15 protein-coding genes are annotated in these 16,604 nt (G+C 40.0%); 6 read left to right on the top strand and 9 right to left on the bottom strand.

What is annotated here, in order from left to right:
• The first annotated feature begins 59 nt into the window (after positions 1-59).
• From BTA34_RS18000 to BTA34_RS17985, 4 genes are read left to right on the top strand one after another with little or no spacing between them, the layout of a single operon-like run.
• A complete protein-coding gene (locus BTA34_RS18000) occupies positions 60-581 on the top strand; it encodes a fimbrial protein (protein WP_151436681.1) in 522 nt (173 codons plus the stop codon).
• A 59-nt stretch (positions 582-640) separates the two neighbouring features.
• Complete coding sequence (locus BTA34_RS17995) at positions 641-1,300, top strand: molecular chaperone (protein WP_151436680.1); 660 nt, start codon at positions 641-643, stop codon at positions 1,298-1,300.
• Positions 1,301-1,312: 12 nt separating this feature from the next.
• Positions 1,313-3,838 (top strand): fimbria/pilus outer membrane usher protein, encoded by a 2,526-nt coding sequence (locus BTA34_RS17990; RefSeq protein WP_151436679.1) that lies wholly within the window; start codon positions 1,313-1,315, stop codon positions 3,836-3,838.
• 9 nt (positions 3,839-3,847) lie between these two features.
• Positions 3,848-4,870 (top strand): fimbrial protein, encoded by a 1,023-nt coding sequence (locus BTA34_RS17985; protein ID WP_151436678.1) that lies wholly within the window; start codon positions 3,848-3,850, stop codon positions 4,868-4,870.
• Positions 4,871-4,939: 69 nt separating this feature from the next.
• Here BTA34_RS17985 and yigL read toward each other — a convergent pair whose 3' ends face one another.
• From yigL to pldA, 4 genes are all read right to left on the bottom strand, one after another.
• Positions 4,940-5,740: a sugar/pyridoxal phosphate phosphatase YigL gene (gene yigL / locus BTA34_RS17980; RefSeq protein WP_151436677.1), complete on the bottom strand. Its 801-nt coding sequence runs from the start codon at positions 5,738-5,740 to the stop codon at positions 4,940-4,942.
• A 12-nt stretch (positions 5,741-5,752) separates the two neighbouring features.
• Entirely contained in the window at positions 5,753-6,757 is a 1,005-nt protein-coding gene (pldB, locus tag BTA34_RS17975; protein WP_151436676.1) for a lysophospholipase L2, read from the bottom strand.
• 18 nt (positions 6,758-6,775) lie between these two features.
• Positions 6,776-8,605, bottom strand: coding sequence for an ATP-dependent DNA helicase RecQ (gene recQ / locus BTA34_RS17970; RefSeq protein ID WP_151436675.1), 1,830 nt, complete (start codon positions 8,603-8,605; stop codon positions 6,776-6,778).
• A 114-nt stretch (positions 8,606-8,719) separates the two neighbouring features.
• Positions 8,720-9,595: a phospholipase A gene (pldA, locus tag BTA34_RS17965; RefSeq protein WP_151436674.1), complete on the bottom strand. Its 876-nt coding sequence runs from the start codon at positions 9,593-9,595 to the stop codon at positions 8,720-8,722.
• Between the two features lie 232 nt (positions 9,596-9,827).
• Here pldA and BTA34_RS17960 point away from each other — a divergent pair, with 232 nt between their 5' ends.
• Both BTA34_RS17960 and rarD read left to right on the top strand, forming a co-directional pair.
• On the top strand, positions 9,828-10,295 hold the full coding sequence (locus BTA34_RS17960) for a thioesterase family protein (protein WP_151436673.1): 468 nt from the start codon (positions 9,828-9,830) through the stop codon (positions 10,293-10,295).
• A 145-nt stretch (positions 10,296-10,440) separates the two neighbouring features.
• Positions 10,441-11,334, top strand: coding sequence for an EamA family transporter RarD (rarD, locus tag BTA34_RS17955; protein WP_151436672.1), 894 nt, complete (start codon positions 10,441-10,443; stop codon positions 11,332-11,334).
• On the opposite strand, the gene BTA34_RS17950 is transcribed toward rarD, so the two are convergent.
• The 5 genes from BTA34_RS17950 to BTA34_RS17930 all read right to left on the bottom strand — a co-directional run bounded on the left by BTA34_RS17950 (position 11,331) and on the right by BTA34_RS17930 (position 16,584).
• Positions 11,331-11,741 (bottom strand): hypothetical protein, encoded by a 411-nt coding sequence (locus tag BTA34_RS17950; RefSeq protein ID WP_151436671.1) that lies wholly within the window; start codon positions 11,739-11,741, stop codon positions 11,331-11,333. The two genes, rarD and BTA34_RS17950, sit on opposite strands and share 4 nt — an antisense overlap.
• A gap of 195 nt (positions 11,742-11,936) precedes the next feature.
• The gene (gene uvrD, locus BTA34_RS17945; protein WP_151436670.1) at positions 11,937-14,093 is read right to left on the bottom strand and encodes a DNA helicase II; all 2,157 of its coding nucleotides are present in this window, start codon (positions 14,091-14,093) and stop codon (positions 11,937-11,939) included.
• A gap of 144 nt (positions 14,094-14,237) precedes the next feature.
• The gene (gene yigB / locus BTA34_RS17940) at positions 14,238-14,954 is read right to left on the bottom strand and encodes a 5-amino-6-(5-phospho-D-ribitylamino)uracil phosphatase YigB (protein WP_151436669.1); all 717 of its coding nucleotides are present in this window, start codon (positions 14,952-14,954) and stop codon (positions 14,238-14,240) included.
• Positions 14,954-15,877, bottom strand: coding sequence for a tyrosine recombinase XerC (gene xerC, locus BTA34_RS17935; protein WP_151436668.1), 924 nt, complete (start codon positions 15,875-15,877; stop codon positions 14,954-14,956). Before xerC ends, yigB begins: the two co-directional genes overlap by 1 nt.
• On the bottom strand, positions 15,874-16,584 hold the full coding sequence (locus BTA34_RS17930) for a DUF484 domain-containing protein (RefSeq protein ID WP_151436667.1): 711 nt from the start codon (positions 16,582-16,584) through the stop codon (positions 15,874-15,876). The genes xerC and BTA34_RS17930 overlap by 4 nt, the downstream gene beginning before the upstream one ends.
• Positions 16,585-16,604 lie beyond the last annotated feature (20 nt).

Genomic DNA, 16,604 nt, shown 5'->3' with positions numbered 1-16,604 from the left:
ATCTATACTTATAAATAAATTAAAAAGTAAAAATAACTACTTTTTATATAGGACCGGTCATGAGCAAATTAAATAAATCTCTCTATTTATTAGGGATGAGTCTCTCTCTACTTTCTGCACCTGCTGCTTTTGCATCGGGCACTATTAACTTTACCGGAGAAATAACAGATCAAGCCTGTACTGTGGATAGCTCTTCTAAAAATCTAACCGTAGATTTAGGAAAAGTGTCATCAAAAAGTTTAGCAACTAAAGGTGAAGTTGCAGGGCTTAAAGACTTTACGATTAAACTTATTGATTGCCCTATAGATACCACTGTCGCTGTCCGTTTTGGCGGAACTCGAGATGCAATTGATAGCGATATTTTAGCGATTGACCAAGTCTCTGGTGGCGCGACAAATGTGGGTATCGCTCTTTTTGAAAAAGATGCCGTATCTCAAATAAACCTATATGACGATTCGAAAGAAGTCGAAATCAAAGGGACTGAAATTAACTTAGATTATGTTGCACGCTACAAAGCAACAGCCCAAGCAACACCAGGTCCCGCAAATGGATCTGCGGTTTATAGCATCCAATATAAATAATAAAAAATGAGGGTAATACTTATTACCCTCTTATTTCCCTTAACTTTGTGGCGCCATTTATGAAAAAGAATATTTTTCTAACCCTATTTTTATTATTTTCTCTCATAACGGTAAGCCATGCTGCTGGAGTCAGTGTGGGGGGAACTCGGTTTGTTTATAACGATAACGCTCGTGAAATAAGCATTCCTATTCTAAATACGGATAAAGAAAAGCCTTATCTTATCCAAAGTTGGGTTTCTGCTTTTCAAGGCACAGAAAAAACGCCTTTTATTGCAACACCACCGCTTTTTCGTATTGAACCTGATGGCACAGGAACTGCACGTATTTCCTATACTGGTGAACCCTTAAATTCAAATACAGAAGTCGTCTATTGGCTTAATATAAAATCAATTCCACCTGTTGAAAAAAGCCCTGAAAATCAATTACAACTCGTCATTAACTCTCAATTTAAGCTCTTTTTACGCTCTCATGATATTGAGCCACTTAATTTTAATAACGTCGAATTATCAAAACAAAGCCAAGGCTTGGTGCTTAAGAACAAAACACCTTATCACCTCACGATTAAACATATTTTTCTTGATGACAAACGCTACCCTTACGACCCTTTAATCAACCCTTATCAAGAAGTGGTGTTACTTAAAGAGAGTTCTACTTCTCAGAAAGTCATTGTGCAGTTTATTAATGACTACGGTGCAACTGTAGATAAAGTATTAAATTAAGAGTGTAGAGTTATGACTTTATCCATCATCGCGTTATCTACAAAACGATTATCGGTATTTCCTACTGATAATCTCTATCGCCACTGTGTGCTTGCCATAGCGATAGCCTCTATTTTATTTCCTTATCAGGTGACTGCTGAAGAGCAATTTAATCCTGATGCACTCAATTTAGGCATAGAAAATCAGGTTGCAGATATTAATAACCTTGATTACTTTTCTTTTACAGGAGGACAGCTTCCTGGTGTCTACTCTGTTGATATTTATCTCAATAATAAATTAATCGACAATCGCCAAGTCCGTTTTATTTTTAATGAAGAAAAAAAGGTGTTGACGCCTGAGCTAACCAAACAAGATTTATTAAATTGGGGAGTGAAAGAGTCTGCAACATCGCAATTTAGCCAACAAGCAAACACATCAACAGTTACCGATATTGCTAGCATTATTCCGAATGCAAAGTATGAGTATGATTTTTCACGAGCACGCTTGTCGTTTTCTATACCACAAATTGCTTTATACAATTATGGGCAAGGCTATATTCCACCAGCACAGTGGAACGATGGCATCAATGCTGCTTTTGTGAATTACACTTATCGTCAAAATCAGTATTGGTATCGTGACCAAAATAATAGTAACTCTATTTTCTTAGGATTACGTAGTGGCGTTAACGTTGGTGCTTGGCGTTTACGTAACCACAGCAACTACAATAAAAATAGTGATAACTCATCTCAATGGAATAGCTTGCAGACTTATGTTGAGCGAGATATTCGTAGTTTAAAAAGTCGTTTAACTATCGGTGAAACCGCTTCTGATAATGATGTATTAGAGAGTATTCCTTATCGTGGAATCAAATTGGCTTCTGATGAAAGTATGTTGCCACAAAGCCAACGTGGATTTGCTCCCATCGTTAGAGGTATCGCGCAAAGTAATGCCGTTGTCACCGTTCGACAAAATAACAGCATCATCTATCAGACCTCCGTTCCACCGGGGGAGTTTGCCATTTCAGATTTATATCCCACGTCTTATAGCGGTGATTTACAAGTTACGATCGAAGAAGCCGATGGAACAACCCGTACTTTTTCACAACCTTTTTCTGCGGTGCCGATGATGCAGCGCGCGGGTAACTTAAAATACAGTGTCGATATCGGTAAATATCATGCCGATACGGCGGCAAGAAAACCTAACTTCTTTCAAACCTCAGCTATTTATGGGCTTCCTTACAATTTATCCCTTTATGGCGGCACCTTAATCTCGGCTGATTATCAAGCTTATGCGTTAGGTACTGGGGTTAATCTGGGCTATTTAGGTGCCGTTTCTGCAGATATTACTCACGCAAGAACAACGTTAATAAATGACGATGAAGCCCAAGGGCAATCTTATCGTATTCAATATTCTAAGTATTTACCTGATACTAAAACGGGTTTTTCACTGGCTTCGTATCGCTATTCAACAAAAGATTATTACGATTTCTCCACAGCTAACGAGCGTTTTTCTCATCTTTATCGTAAGAAAAAACAGTTCCAGTTATCTGTATCACAATCTTTAGGCGATATGGGTTATCTCTCATTAAATGGTTATCAACAATATTATTGGTATCAAGACAGAGTTGATCGCAATGTTAATGTGAGTTTTAACTCAAATTATCGTGCATTAAGTTATAGCGTCTCTTATGCCTATAACAAGCGTCAAGAAAGTGGATTAACCGATCAGATTTTATCTATTAATTTTAGTCTTCCATTTAATATTGGACAGAATAACAACTGGTTAAGTTATCGCTATAACACCAGTAAACAAGGTGATTCTATTAGTTCAGTGAGTTTAAGTGGTACTCAGTTGGAAGATAACAATCTGCAATATGATATTTCACAGAACTACAACCATTCTCGTCAAGAATACAGCGGCTCCGTTAATGGTAACTACAGTGCTTCTGGAGGTGAGATCAGTGCGGGTTACAGTTACGACAAACGCTATCAATCAATGAATTGGGGCGCGACGGGCGCACTTTTGGTGCATCAAGGTGGGATCACGCCATCTCGTACCATTTACGATTCTGCCATTTTAATTAAAGCAGAAGATGTTGATCACTTAAAAGTCAGCAGCGCACAAAGCCTTTATACCAATGCGCAAGGTTATGCCGTTATTCCTAATGTTTCACGTTATGAACGTAATAAAGTCACTGTTGATCCAGCTTCTTTAACAGGTAATAACGATGTTGAATTAACATCGACAACCGTTATTCCAACCAAAGGTGCAATTGTCTTAGCCGATTTCAAAGCAAGAAAAGGCGCTCGTGTGCTTGCAAACTTACACTACAACGGAACACCGCTGCCATTTGGTACTCAAGTTGAGATTTATAAAGACGACCACGTACTTTCAAGTGGCATTGTGGCCAATGATGGTGAAGTTTTCTTAAATGGCGTACCAGAATACAGCCAGTTACGAGCTAAGTGGGGCAACAGTGCTGTTGAACAGTGTCAAACACCGTTAAATGTGGATCTTGCCTTAGAGAAAATCCAATTTTTACAACTTGAATGCAGATAGGTGAGCACAATGAATAAATATATAACTCTTGGTTGTCTGTCTGCTATTTTGTATACATCAAGCACATTTGCAGAGTTTAGGGCAGACCTTACCACTAAAACCGTCACCTATTCAGCGCCTATTTATGTCTCACGTTCAGCGCCGATTTTAACAGAGATCGCCACCATTCCGTTAGGAACGATGAATGCATGGACATGGTGGAACCTTTCTGGAGGTGCAGTAAGACCTGGTATTTATTTACCAGGCTCTTTTAACGCATCAAGCCCGAGAGTCAATGGCGCTTATGTCAAAGAGCTTAACAGTAGTGGTGTGGGTTATACCTTGCGTGGCATCATTAGCGGGAGTTGCAGTGGCACAGCTTATGTCGATGGTCAGCAAAACATTGATGGTAACTACAGTAATCGCCTTATTTGCTCAACCAATGCGACCAGTGGCAATTATTCTGTTTCATTAGAAATGAAGCTTTATAAATTACGCGATAATGTGACATCACAAACGATCCCTGCTTCATGGGTCGCTATGCTTATTATCTACAATAATGGTTTTATCACCAGTGACTATGTAGGAAAAACTGAACCTAGAATTAATCTATCGTCTTTAAACATTATTTCTAGTGGCTGTGATGTTGTGAATAACAACATTAATGTTCCACTCGGTGCAGTTCCTAAATCAAGCTTTAATGGTGTGGGTTCTGTCAGTGCAGAGAGCATCAAAAATTTTAATATTGATTTGAGTTGTGATCCTGTGTCACCAATCAAAATTCGATTTGATGGTGTGCCCGATGAGCAACAAACCGCAGGAACCATTGGTTTAAGTAATCCCACCGATAGCAATACAGCCAAAGGCTATGGCATTCAGGTTAAATATCAAAATCAACCGATAAAATTAGGTCAGTTAATGACTGTCAGTGAAAAGAATAACAGCGCAGGTCATTATGCTATTCCATTAGAAGCAGGCTATATTCAAACCACGGATACCACGACTGCGGGTAAAGCAAACGGTACATTGCAATTTACTTTGCAATATCACTAAATTGAGCTTGGTCAGTTCAAAAAAAGGCGAACAATATTACGTTGTTCGCCTTTTCTTTTTTCGAAGGGATCACACCTGATATAATTTACGTAAATAATGAGGCACGGCTTCATCAGCATTAGTGCCGATCACTTCCATATTTGGGAGTAAATCTTTTAATGTCTGATGCGCATTTTCCATAATGCAACCTTTACCAGCTGTTTGTAGCATCTCTTTGTCATTCATACCGTCACCAAATGCAACCGCATCTTTGGCAGTGTGTTGCATCAATTTAGCCACTTTTTCAAGCGCTTCACCTTTAGATACGCCACCAGCCATCACTTCTAAGCAATTACGCAGTGAGAAACTCACATTGACCTTATCACCCCAACGCTGATTAATTTCACTTTCCAGTGTCAGCAATAACTCATGATCTTCAGAAGTGAAGAACACCTTACAGACATTGGTGGTCGGAAATCCGGTTTTACAAAATAATTCATAATTGAAAGCCGATTCGCGGAAAAACTCACAAGCTCCTGGCATTTCTTTATTAACGTACCAGTAGTCGCCAGCATAAATATTAGTTTCAATTTCAGGGTGATCAAAAACCATAAGAGCCAAGTCATAAGCAATTTCAGGCTCCAGATCTTGGCTAAAAATAAGGTCGCCATGAGTGTTATGTACTCGTGCGCCATTAGAGGTTATCATATAGGCATTAATGCCTAATCCATCACGAATTTGAGCAACATCAACATGATGACGACCTGTTGCGAATACAAAATGCACACCTTTATTAATAAGTAGGTGTAGGGTTTCTTGCGTATAGGGAGTTAATACATGATTAGGTGATAACAGTGTGCCATCAAGATCTGAAGCGACTATCGAATACATACACATTCCTGATTAAAATAAATGCTTATCATAAAACTCACAGATTTCATTTAATGCTTGTGAGCGTAGCTTATCTATTTCGAACAAGATTTCATGATGCGCACCCTCAATCACCAGTGGCAATTTTTGTTTTTCTTCTCTTGTTCTGGACTGACTATAACGTTCACAGAAAGCCCTTAGCTCTTGATTATCTACCACCTTATCTTGCTCTGCTTCGAGCACTAATAGAGGGGTACTAATCTCTCCCGCATGTTCAATTAACCAATCTCCCATTTTTAGACTTTCTCCCATCCAATGATAAGTTGGGCCGCCTAATCGTAGTTCTGGAAAATCAGCATAATAACGTAAATACCGGCGATATCGCTCATGGCTATGTGTTAACACATTAAGGATAAAGGGCAGTGGAAACCATTTACCTGTTGATACCGCGTAGTTATTTCTTTCAGATTGACTTTGTTCTGCTCGGTTAACCAAAAAATTAGCCACCCAGCGAGGAATAGGTAATCTAATACCAAACATCGGCGCACTTAATGCCGCTGCTTTAAATACATGAGTTTGCTTTAGAAGATATCCCGCTAAAATAGCACCGCCCATGGAATGAGCTAATGCAAAATAATGCTGATATTGAAAAGGCAACACTATCGTATCGACAAACGTTGAGAAATCATCGATATAATCACTGAATTTCTCTACATGCCCTTTTTGCGTATCTTCTAATAGTCTGTCTGAAAGACCTTGTCCTCGATGATCGAGAAGAAAGACATCATAGCCTGAGTGAAAGAAATCAAATGCAACTTCAGGATACTTTACATAGCTTTCACTACGGCCTGAAGCAATAACCAGTGCTTTATTGTGCGATGGTGAACGCCAATGAACATAGCGAATTTTTGCACCATCCACGCCAACAAACGCCCCTTCTTCCCGTTGCCCCCAAAAATCCAATAAGGCGCCGTTCGTGAATGCAGAAAACTGCTTTTCACGCGATAACCACGAATATTTAAACAGAGTGGTTGTCATTGGTTCTCCTTATTGGCGTTATTCGAAGCCCTCAATATGGTCACGAATGAGTGTCATAAACGCTGGCCCAAATCGTTCTAATTTTCGTTGTCCAACCCCGTTTATTAATAATAATTCATCAGGGTAAACGGGGCATTGCTCTGCCATTTCAATCAATGTGACATCATTAAAGACGACAAATGGCGGGATGTTTTCTTCATCAGCAATAGACTTACGCAATTTACGTAGTTTCGCAAATAATTTTCTATCGTACTGTCTATGCGTATTTTTTGTTTGTTGATTACGGCTTTTTGTCGGGCTTAGTAATCGAGGTACGGCTAATTGTAATGGCACTTCACCACGTAAGATGGGTCTCGCCATCTCTGTCAGTTGTAATGCAGAGCGATGAACAATATTTTGTGTCACCATACCTAAATGAATAAGCTGGCGGATCACACTCACCCAATGTTCATGGCTTTGCGCTTTCCCAATACCATAGACAGGTAATGTATCGTGTCCAGAATCTCGAATACGCTGATTATTCGCACCTTTTAAAATCTCAACAATATAACCAATACCAAAGTGCTGACCAGTACGATAAATACAGGACAATGCCTTTTGTGCATCCACTAAACCATCATATTGCTTAGGAGGATCAAGGCAAATATCGCAGTTACCACAGGCATTTTGTCGATGTTCATCGAAGTAATTTAGTAACACTAAGCGTCGGCATGTTTGAGCTTCAGCAAATGCGCCCATCGCATTAAGCTTATGCATTTCAATTGCTTTTTGATCGCTTTCTGGTTTTTCATCTAAACAACGACGCAACCACGCCATATCGGCAGGATCGTAAAATAATACTGCTTCTGCAGGCAATCCATCTCGCCCTGCACGCCCTGTTTCTTGGTAATAAGATTCAATATTTCGCGGAATATCAAAATGAACCACAAACCGAACATTGGGTTTATTAATCCCCATACCAAATGCAACCGTGGCAACGACAATTTGTAAATCATCACGCTGGAAAGCTTCTTGTACTTTAGCTCGTTGTGCAATTTCCATTCCTGCGTGATAACCCGCAATGCTTAACCCTCGTTTACTCAGGCGCTCTGCGGTTTCTTCGACTTTACTGCGGCTATTACAGTAAATAATGCCGGACTTTCCTTTCTGACCGCGAATAAATAACCAAAGTTGATCAAGCGGTTTGTATTTCTCTACTAAAGTGTAGCGGATATTTGGCCTATCGAAACTGCTGATATGAATTAAAGGATCACGCAACACTAGCTGATTAATAATATCGTAACGTGTTGTATTATCCGCCGTTGCCGTCAGTGCAATAATGGGAACATCAGGAAGATATTGTCTTAATAACCCTATACCGCGGTACTCAGGACGAAAATCATGTCCCCACTGTGAAATACAGTGTGCTTCATCAACAGCGAGTAATGCGGGTTTCCATTGCACTAATTGATGAAGAAAACTCTCCATCATTAAACGTTCAGGGGCAATATACAGCAGTTTTATTTCACCCTTTTGACAACGTATTTGAACATCAAACTGCTCTTCACGCGTTTGGGTTGAATTTAAATAAGCGGCTTCAATACCATGCAGGCAAAGTTGATCGACCTGATCTTTCATCAGTGAGATAAGTGGCGAAACAACCACAGTTAGCCCATCAAGCAATAATGCGGGAATTTGATAACAAAGGGATTTACCACCCCCTGTTGGCATCACAACGAGACAGTCTCTCCCAGTTGTAATGGTATGGATGATTTCTTGCTGACCAGGGCGAAATTGCTGATAACCAAAGGTTTCTCGCAAAATAGCCTGTGCTGATGGCATTGAATTAAGAACTTCTGCTGTGGACACGCCGTTCCTCTGAAAAGCTGCTGATAAAAACTATGATGAGGAGTAAAAGAAAAGGCACCAATGTGCAGGTGCCATCATCATTTATAGCGCTATGCTACCCCAGAACGGAGAAAATTACAGCATATCATTAAGCATCACGCCAACACCGACCCGTGTCTGACGAAAATTATAATCAATCATTGATTCGCCATAACCACTAAATACTTGGGTATAAAAGCGTACATGCTTAGTAATTGGGTAACTCCAGCCTAATTCAGCCGCTCCATAGCCACTGTTCCAGTTATAACGTCCTGTTGCCGTGATCACACTATCGCCTAAACGATAGCCTGCTTTTAAACGGTAATAGCCCATATAGCGATTAATTTCTGGATTATCATCACGGTGAGCGCTTTCACTAAAGCGATACCAAGGTTTTAAATCAAGCTGTAAATTGCCTTTTTGCGCCATAAAACGTGCATAAGCACGGTTCCAACTACGAGATGTAGGATCAGAACGGCCATTTGATTCGTGGTTAAAACCGGTTTCTATTTCACGAAGTGTCCAACCCGCAAATTTATAGTCTGTTGCCCAACCTAGAAAAAGTTGCGGTTCATAGTTTGTCTCTCGAAAAGGGGCAGATTCTTTCTTATTGCTTAATTGCCACCAAGAGCGTTGGGTATACGATGCGGCTAAAACAGAGTTTTCACCCGCAATGCCGCGCCATAAAGGGAAGGCCAAACTGAGCTGAAATTTCACCTCATCTTTTTTAGCCTTATTACCCCAATCATAACTTTGAATAGCCTCTTTATTCATATCAGAGGTATCAGTGTAAATAATATAATTGGATTCATAAGGATAAAGAACAAAAGGTGAATCGTATTCTTGTAATAAACCAGAAATGATACTGCCCTGAACAAGCGGTGCAGGAGATGATGATGCTTGTATTTCGGATGCAAATCCCCATGCTGGATAGAATAAAACCACCGCAAGTAAAGAACGGATGTAACGCATAGTTAGTTATCCTGTTTCATTATTGAATAATATAAAAGTTAGTACTTACTTTAGAATTAGCTCTTATATATGTGCTTTATTGCACTTTAACGCCCATATTTTACACGTAATTGCCATTAAATCTCGTATATTTTCACACCATTATATTTATAGCACGAATGTGCAATTACGATTTTGTCATGTATTATTAACATAGTATTAACTTAATAACGTGATGTCAGGGGTTCTAAAAATGGGAAAACTGTTAACATTAGAAGAGGCTCAAACACTTATTGGTCATGTTTTTGTTTATAAAATGCCCTTTAATCAATTAATCGGCCTAGAGCTAGTCCGCTTTGAACAAGACTACGCGGAAATTCAATTTCGATATCAAGATAAACTTGTTGGTAATATTGCTCAGCGTATCTTACATGGTGGGCTAATCGCTTCTGTGCTTGATGTTAGTGCCGGGTTAGTTTGTGTCGGTAACGCATTAACACGTTTAGCACCAATATCCCAAGAGCAACTCGAACAAAAACTCGCTAACATGGGCACGATTGATTTACGTGTTGATTACTTAAGACCGGGACGTGGCGAATGTTTTACGGCAAGTAGCCATATTTTACGTAGTGGTAATAAAGTATCTGTTGCTCGTGTTGAATTACATAATGAAAAACAAGTTCATATTGCGAGTGGGACAGCGACCTATATTGTAGGTTAAGCCTTTGCTAAAATTCATTGTGCGCGATGATGCTTAGATTAGTATTAATTACTTGTAAAAACACATGCCTAATGACACATTAGATAATGTCATTGGGTATGATAGCCCCGTCACACTTTTCCTTTCCATCAATTCCAGAGATAGCATGAGCCAGAAAAACACGATGAAAGGCGTTTTATGTGCCTTAGGCGCCTATTTGATCTGGGGTATTGCCCCTGTCTATTTTAAAAGCATTCAAGAAGTGCCCGCAGAAGAAATTTTAACGCACCGTATTTTATGGTCGTTCTTTTTTATGTTGATTTTAATGACTATTAGTCGTCATTGGCCTTATTTGCGCCAATTAATACGCCAACCTAAAAAAATTCTTCTTTTAGCGCTGACAGCCGTCATTATCGCAACAAACTGGCTTACCTATATATGGGCGGTTAACCACGGTTATATGCTAGAAGCCAGCCTTGGTTACTTTATTAACCCACTGGTTAACGTACTGTTTGGCATGCTTTTCTTGAGTGAACGCTTCCGTCGTATGCAATGGGTAGCGGTAGGTTTAGCCTTTACGGGTGTATTTATTCAACTCTGGCACTTTGGTTCAGTACCTGTGATTGGATTAAGCCTCGCTGTGACTTTTGGTCTTTATGGCTTACTGCGTAAAAAATTGGGTGTCGATGCACAAACAGGTATGTTGGTAGAAACATTATGGCTATTCCCTGTGGCATTAATTTATATCTTATTTTTCACACATTCTCCGACTAGCAATATGCTTGAAAATAGCTGGTCATTAAATACCCTGTTAATTGCAGCCGGTATTATTACAACCGTACCATTACTGCTCTTTACAGAAGCTGCGCATTATCTGCGTTTATCAACCTTGGGCTTTTTCCAATATATTGGCCCAACCTTGATGTTTATTCTTGCCACAATGGTATATGGCGAAAAAATTGATGCAGAACGACTCGTCACCTTCGGCTTTATTTGGGTTGCGCTGATCCTCTTTACGCTTGATGCACTTTATACACAACGCCGTTTAAGACGTAGCTAACCTTCTAAAACTCGCTCTTCCGCTAAATTACTGATTTGTGTAAAAGCGGAAGAGAGTTTTTTCTTCTTGTCCTTCTTTAATGAATGCGCACTCTTTGATATCTCGTTTACATAGCGATATGAACACCTAAATGATGTTGATATTGCGTTATTAATCAATTGAATATGGTTAATCACAACACTGTAATAGAGATTAATACGAGGCACAAAATCACGCTGATGTCTCAATAACTTACAATACAAATCTTCTTCAAATTCGTTGATAGGTTCACTGGGATGATAAGTATCACAAAAGACTTCCTCCGTATTTTCGATCAGTAATTCATTACTAGAAAAAGGAACAGGAGAAATTCGTGTGCTAGGTGCGACAAAAGAGTCGGTATGAAAGAATATGCTAGAGAGTTTCATCAATTAATCCCGTTAAGTAAGAATAGATAACGAGATTATTAAGTAACCAACTTGAACATCCCTTAAAAAAAACACCGTAGCTTATCTATCAAATAAATAAGGGTGTTTTTTTATATTGAAGCAGTGGTGACGGCTCCCCGCCCACATTGGGCGAGGGTTTCTGGCGTTTTTTTGCCAATTCGCTCTAATCGAGGATTATTCTAGCCGAGCAAATGCTGCCACCAGCCATTTAATACCTTCACCATTAAAGGCGATTTGTAATCGGCAATGTTCACCGCTGCCTTCAATATTGATAATGGTGCCATCACCAAATTTGGGGTGTTTCACACGTTGCCCTAGCGAATAGCCAGTATCATTGCTGATAATTGGCGTCCCTAAACGGCTATGATTAACAGGGCGGGAAACCGTGGCGCGTAAACGCACCTCTTCAACACACTCTTTCGGTAACTCACCAATAAAACGAGAAGGACGATGACTGACTTCTTTTCCATATAAACGGCGGTTTTCAGCGTAAGTGAGTGTTAACTTTTTCATTGCTCGAGTGACACCAACATAAGCCAAGCGACGCTCTTCTTCCAAACGCCCACCTTCATCTAGCGACATTTGACTTGGGAACATGCCTTCTTCTACGCCCACAATAAAGACTTGTGAAAATTCTAGCCCTTTAGCCGAGTGAAGTGTCATTAACTGTACGGCATCTTGATATGCATCAGCTTGGCTTTCGCCTGATTCTAATGCGGCATGTGAAAGGAATGCTTGCAGTGGCATTAAGTCTTCATCTTCATCTTGATAACTAAATTGGCGAGTCGCAGTGACCAGCTCTTCTAAGTTTTCAATACGAGCTTGTGCTTTTTCACCTTTTTCTTGCTCATACATCGCTTTCAAACCTGAATCACGAATAATTCGGTCTGTTTGTACATGTAATGGCATATCTGCCGTTTCAGAAGCGAGTGTTTCAATCAGTTCTAGGAATCGTTGAATTGCAGCGGTTGCTCGTCCTGCAAGCATTTTATGTTCAATAACCTGCAATGCACTTTCCCATAAGGTAATTTGATTCTCTCTTGCCACTTGGCGAACAATATCTAAGGTTCTATCACCAATGCCTCGTGTCGGTGTATTCACAACACGCTCAAAAGAAGCATCATCATGACGATTAGCTGTTAATCGCATATAAGAAAGTGCATCTTTGATTTCTTGGCGTTCGAAGAATCGTTGACCACCATAAATACGGTATGGCATTGCAGCTTGTAATAACGCCTCTTCCATCACACGAGATTGCGCATTACTACGATACAAAATGGCACAATCTGTCAGTGCACCGCCTTCTTCTTGCCAGCGCTTAATGCGACCGACTACATAACGCGCTTCATCCAGATCATTAAAAGCACAATAAAGCGAAATCGGCTCCCCTTCGGCACCTTCAGTCCACAGATTTTTACCTAATCTGTCACTGTTATTGGCAATTAACGCATTCGCCGCTTTTAGGATATTACTTGTCGAACGATAGTTTTGCTCTAATCGAATGGTTTCTGCACCAGGAAATTCATTTAAGAAATTTTGAATATTCTCAACTTGCGCACCACGCCAACCATAGATGGATTGGTCATCATCCCCCACAATCATCACTTTACCAGATTGACCCGCCAACATTCTTATCCACGCATATTGAATGCGGTTAGTATCTTGGAACTCATCCACTAAAATATTGGTAAAGCGATTTTGGTAGTGCTCCAAAATTTGTGGTTTATTTAACCAAAGTTCATGAGCGCGCAATAAAAGCTCTGCAAAATCCACAAGCCCTGCGCGATCGCAGGCTTCTTGATAAGCTTGGTATACTTTTAACCATGTGGTTTCAACTGGATTGCCATAGGTTTGAATATGCTGAGGACGTAAGCCTTCATCTTTTTTACCGTTGATATACCACATGCCTTGACGTGCGGGCCACTGTTTATCATCAAGGTTCATTGACTTAACAATACGGCGAATAAGGCGATATTGATCATCACTGTCAATAATTTGGAAGTCTTGTGGCAAATTTGCATCAAGATAGTGTGCGCGTAATAAACGATGAGCAAGGCTATGGAAAGTGCCAATCCACATACCGCCTTGGCTTGTACCAATTAAGTCTTCAATACGATGACGCATCTCTGCGGCAGCTTTATTGGTAAACGTCACTGCCATAATTGAAAAAGGAGAAGCTTGTTCAACAGATAATAACCAAGCGATACGATGTACCAGCACCCGTGTTTTACCACTGCCTGCGCCAGCTAACACCAGCATATTAATACGAGGTGCGGCTACAGCTTCGCGCTGTTTATCGTTAAGACCTTCTAGCAGATATGAGACGTCCATAATTACCAATCATTTAGTGAAGAAAATACTGTGGATATATACAGAAATAGAGAGTAAGCAACAAACTAACAGGAATTTACGCGCTATGCAAAATAAAGCCTTTTTTAGCCTCGTTTATCTGTGCCATTCTTACCGAATATCACATTAAACCAATTCTATCAGTTTGCTTAAATCTGTAATTTCAATATGTGGCATTACTCTGGTTTCACCTTCTTCAAACAAACTACGATTATCAAGGTTAATCCAGCACGCTTGTAATCCACTATTAACGGCACCTTCGACATCGGTTACAAGGTGATCACCCACATGTAGAATTTTCTCATGAGGAAGATTTAACAGTGAGGAAGCTTTATCAAACATATCAGGATAAGGCTTAGAGCGACCATCAGGGCCAGCTTTTAAAATATGTGAAAAATACTGCCCTAAACCACAACTTAATGGGTTTGCATTACCATTTGTGATCGCAATTAATGGGATTTTTTGCGCCAATTCAGTGAGAACTTGATGGGTATTTTTAGGCACATTAATGTGGCTACGCCAATAAGCAAAGTGCGCCATAATTTCATCAGCACCTTGCTGTGCTTTGGCTTCACTGTAACCGTAATCTAACAACATATTTCTAGCCGCAAGCCAACGCCATTGTGTAATATCATGAAAAATATCAGGATTGCTTTCTAGCAGTGGCTTTTTATAGGCATTCACATCTTTTTCTGTGAAATGATTAAAACGCAGATCATATTGACGAATAAAATCCAGCGTCTCTTTTTCAGTTTTGTCCATCACTGGCACATTGTCATACAGCGTGTCATCTAAATCAAAAGTCATCGCTGCAATTGGCGTCAGAGTTCTGTAAAAGCGCATTATGATTTTTCTCTCTTAGCTCTCGGATGAGCAGCATCATAGACTTTCGCTAAATGCTGAAAATCTAAGTGGGTATAAACTTGAGTAGTCGATAAATTAGCGTGCCCTAATAACTCTTGTACAGCACGTAAATCACCACTGGATTCTAATAAATGTGTGGCAAACGAGTGGCGTAATTTATGAGGATTCACATGGCTACTTAGTCCTTGTTTAATCCCCCAAAGTTCAAACCGTTTTTGTACACTGCGTACGGATAAACGCTTACCGCTTTGGGTTGAGATAAAGACAGCTTTATCCTCAGGTGCATATAGCTCGCGCATCGGAAACCAATTTTGTAGCCACTCTAGCGCTTTTCTTCCCAGCGGGACTTTTCGCTCTTTACTTCCTTTACCTACAACACGAACTTCACCTTCATTCATGTCGATGTCGCTAATATTTAAGTTAGTCAATTCTGATAGACGTAATCCCGCACCATACATCACTTCCAGCATGGTTCTATCTCTAACAGAGAGCGGATCTTTTAAGTCGATATTCATCAATTGGCTAACTTCATCGACATCCATATTTTTAGGAAGATGACGACCCGATTTCGGTGTGCGAATGCCTTTTGCTGGATTAACCTCTAACATTCCTTGTGCCACTTGCCAATCAAGAAAGCTACGTAACGCCGAAAAGCGCAAAGCAAGGCTAGTCGGTTGTAACCCACTACGATGACTTTTCGCCAATAACATGCGTACATGTTGGCTTTCAAGCGATATCCATTGTGTGATTTTCATCGCCACCATCATTTGCGCTAATGTAATCAGTTGGCGATGGTAATTTTCTACTGTGACAGGGCTTAATCGGCGCTCAACTTGAATATAACGCAGGAATTGTTCAATAGCGGTAGAGAGTGTTTCTGGAATATCTATTGGTTGATTCATTGCCTTGCGATCCAACGAAGTAACAATTCTGGTAAAATATGGGCAAGCTTATCCAGCATTACTGTTCCCATCCCTTCCTGAAAATGTTGGTTATCTCGGCTATTAAAAATAATCACGCCCAAATCACCATAATGCCCTAACAATGAAAGCGCTACGGAACCAGAGCGTCGTACATTAGGCATCAATAGCATTATCTCTTGCCCATTTAATGTACCTAAATAGTGGTTATCATCACCCATACGTTGAATACGGAAATGTTCAAATGCTTGACGAGATAATGGGAGATCTTGTGCATCTAAAGGTGGCTGTAATTGCCAGCGATCGGTAAATAGGCGTAATTGAACTGAATAAAGCCCTAATCCCTTAGCCCAAAGGTTTAAACGTTCTAGCATTTCGTGAAGAGAAGCACTGTTGGATAGTTCAGAAATTAATAATAAGAGTTGGCTAAACAGTGCTTCATTTTCAGAGGCTTGTTCTATCAACAAACGCATATCTTCTTCAAGATAATGGATGCGGTTACGTTGGCGTGACATTATCCATTCGACTAAAGAAACGGTTCCTCTGACGGGATGAGGAACTTGCATTTGCTCAATATAGCTTGCATTACGGATAAAAAAACCAGGATGTTCCCTGAGGTAATGGATCACTTGTTGATCATTAAGTTCGTTGGTTTCAGGGCAACAGAACTGCTCATTTTTATCCGTCATACAGATAGCCTCTCAAAAAA

Source organism: Proteus sp. CD3 (assembly GCF_008808075.1).
GTDB lineage: Bacteria > Pseudomonadota > Gammaproteobacteria > Enterobacterales > Enterobacteriaceae > Proteus > Proteus appendicitidis.
This window is presented reverse-complemented; position numbering and strand designations above follow the sequence as displayed.

What these genes read in the sequence shown, in the direction of transcription:
- BTA34_RS18000 (WP_151436681.1), top strand. Translation starts at nt 60, where the DNA reads ATGAGCAAATTAAATAAATCTCTCTATTTATTAGGGATGAGTCTCTCT.
- BTA34_RS17995 (WP_151436680.1), top strand. Translation starts at nt 641, where the DNA reads ATGAAAAAGAATATTTTTCTAACCCTATTTTTATTATTTTCTCTCATA.
- BTA34_RS17990 (WP_151436679.1), top strand. Translation starts at nt 1,313, where the DNA reads ATGACTTTATCCATCATCGCGTTATCTACAAAACGATTATCGGTATTT.
- BTA34_RS17985 (WP_151436678.1), top strand. Translation starts at nt 3,848, where the DNA reads ATGAATAAATATATAACTCTTGGTTGTCTGTCTGCTATTTTGTATACA.
- yigL (WP_151436677.1), bottom strand. Translation starts at nt 5,740, where the DNA reads ATGTATTCGATAGTCGCTTCAGATCTTGATGGCACACTGTTATCACCT.
- pldB (WP_151436676.1), bottom strand. Translation starts at nt 6,757, where the DNA reads ATGACAACCACTCTGTTTAAATATTCGTGGTTATCGCGTGAAAAGCAG.
- pldA (WP_151436674.1), bottom strand. Translation starts at nt 9,595, where the DNA reads ATGCGTTACATCCGTTCTTTACTTGCGGTGGTTTTATTCTATCCAGCA.
- BTA34_RS17960 (WP_151436673.1), top strand. Translation starts at nt 9,828, where the DNA reads ATGGGAAAACTGTTAACATTAGAAGAGGCTCAAACACTTATTGGTCAT.
- rarD (WP_151436672.1), top strand. Translation starts at nt 10,441, where the DNA reads ATGAGCCAGAAAAACACGATGAAAGGCGTTTTATGTGCCTTAGGCGCC.
- BTA34_RS17950 (WP_151436671.1), bottom strand. Translation starts at nt 11,741, where the DNA reads ATGAAACTCTCTAGCATATTCTTTCATACCGACTCTTTTGTCGCACCT.
- uvrD (WP_151436670.1), bottom strand. Translation starts at nt 14,093, where the DNA reads ATGGACGTCTCATATCTGCTAGAAGGTCTTAACGATAAACAGCGCGAA.
- yigB (WP_151436669.1), bottom strand. Translation starts at nt 14,954, where the DNA reads ATGCGCTTTTACAGAACTCTGACGCCAATTGCAGCGATGACTTTTGAT.
- xerC (WP_151436668.1), bottom strand. Translation starts at nt 15,877, where the DNA reads ATGAATCAACCAATAGATATTCCAGAAACACTCTCTACCGCTATTGAA.
- BTA34_RS17930 (WP_151436667.1), bottom strand. Translation starts at nt 16,584, where the DNA reads ATGACGGATAAAAATGAGCAGTTCTGTTGCCCTGAAACCAACGAACTT.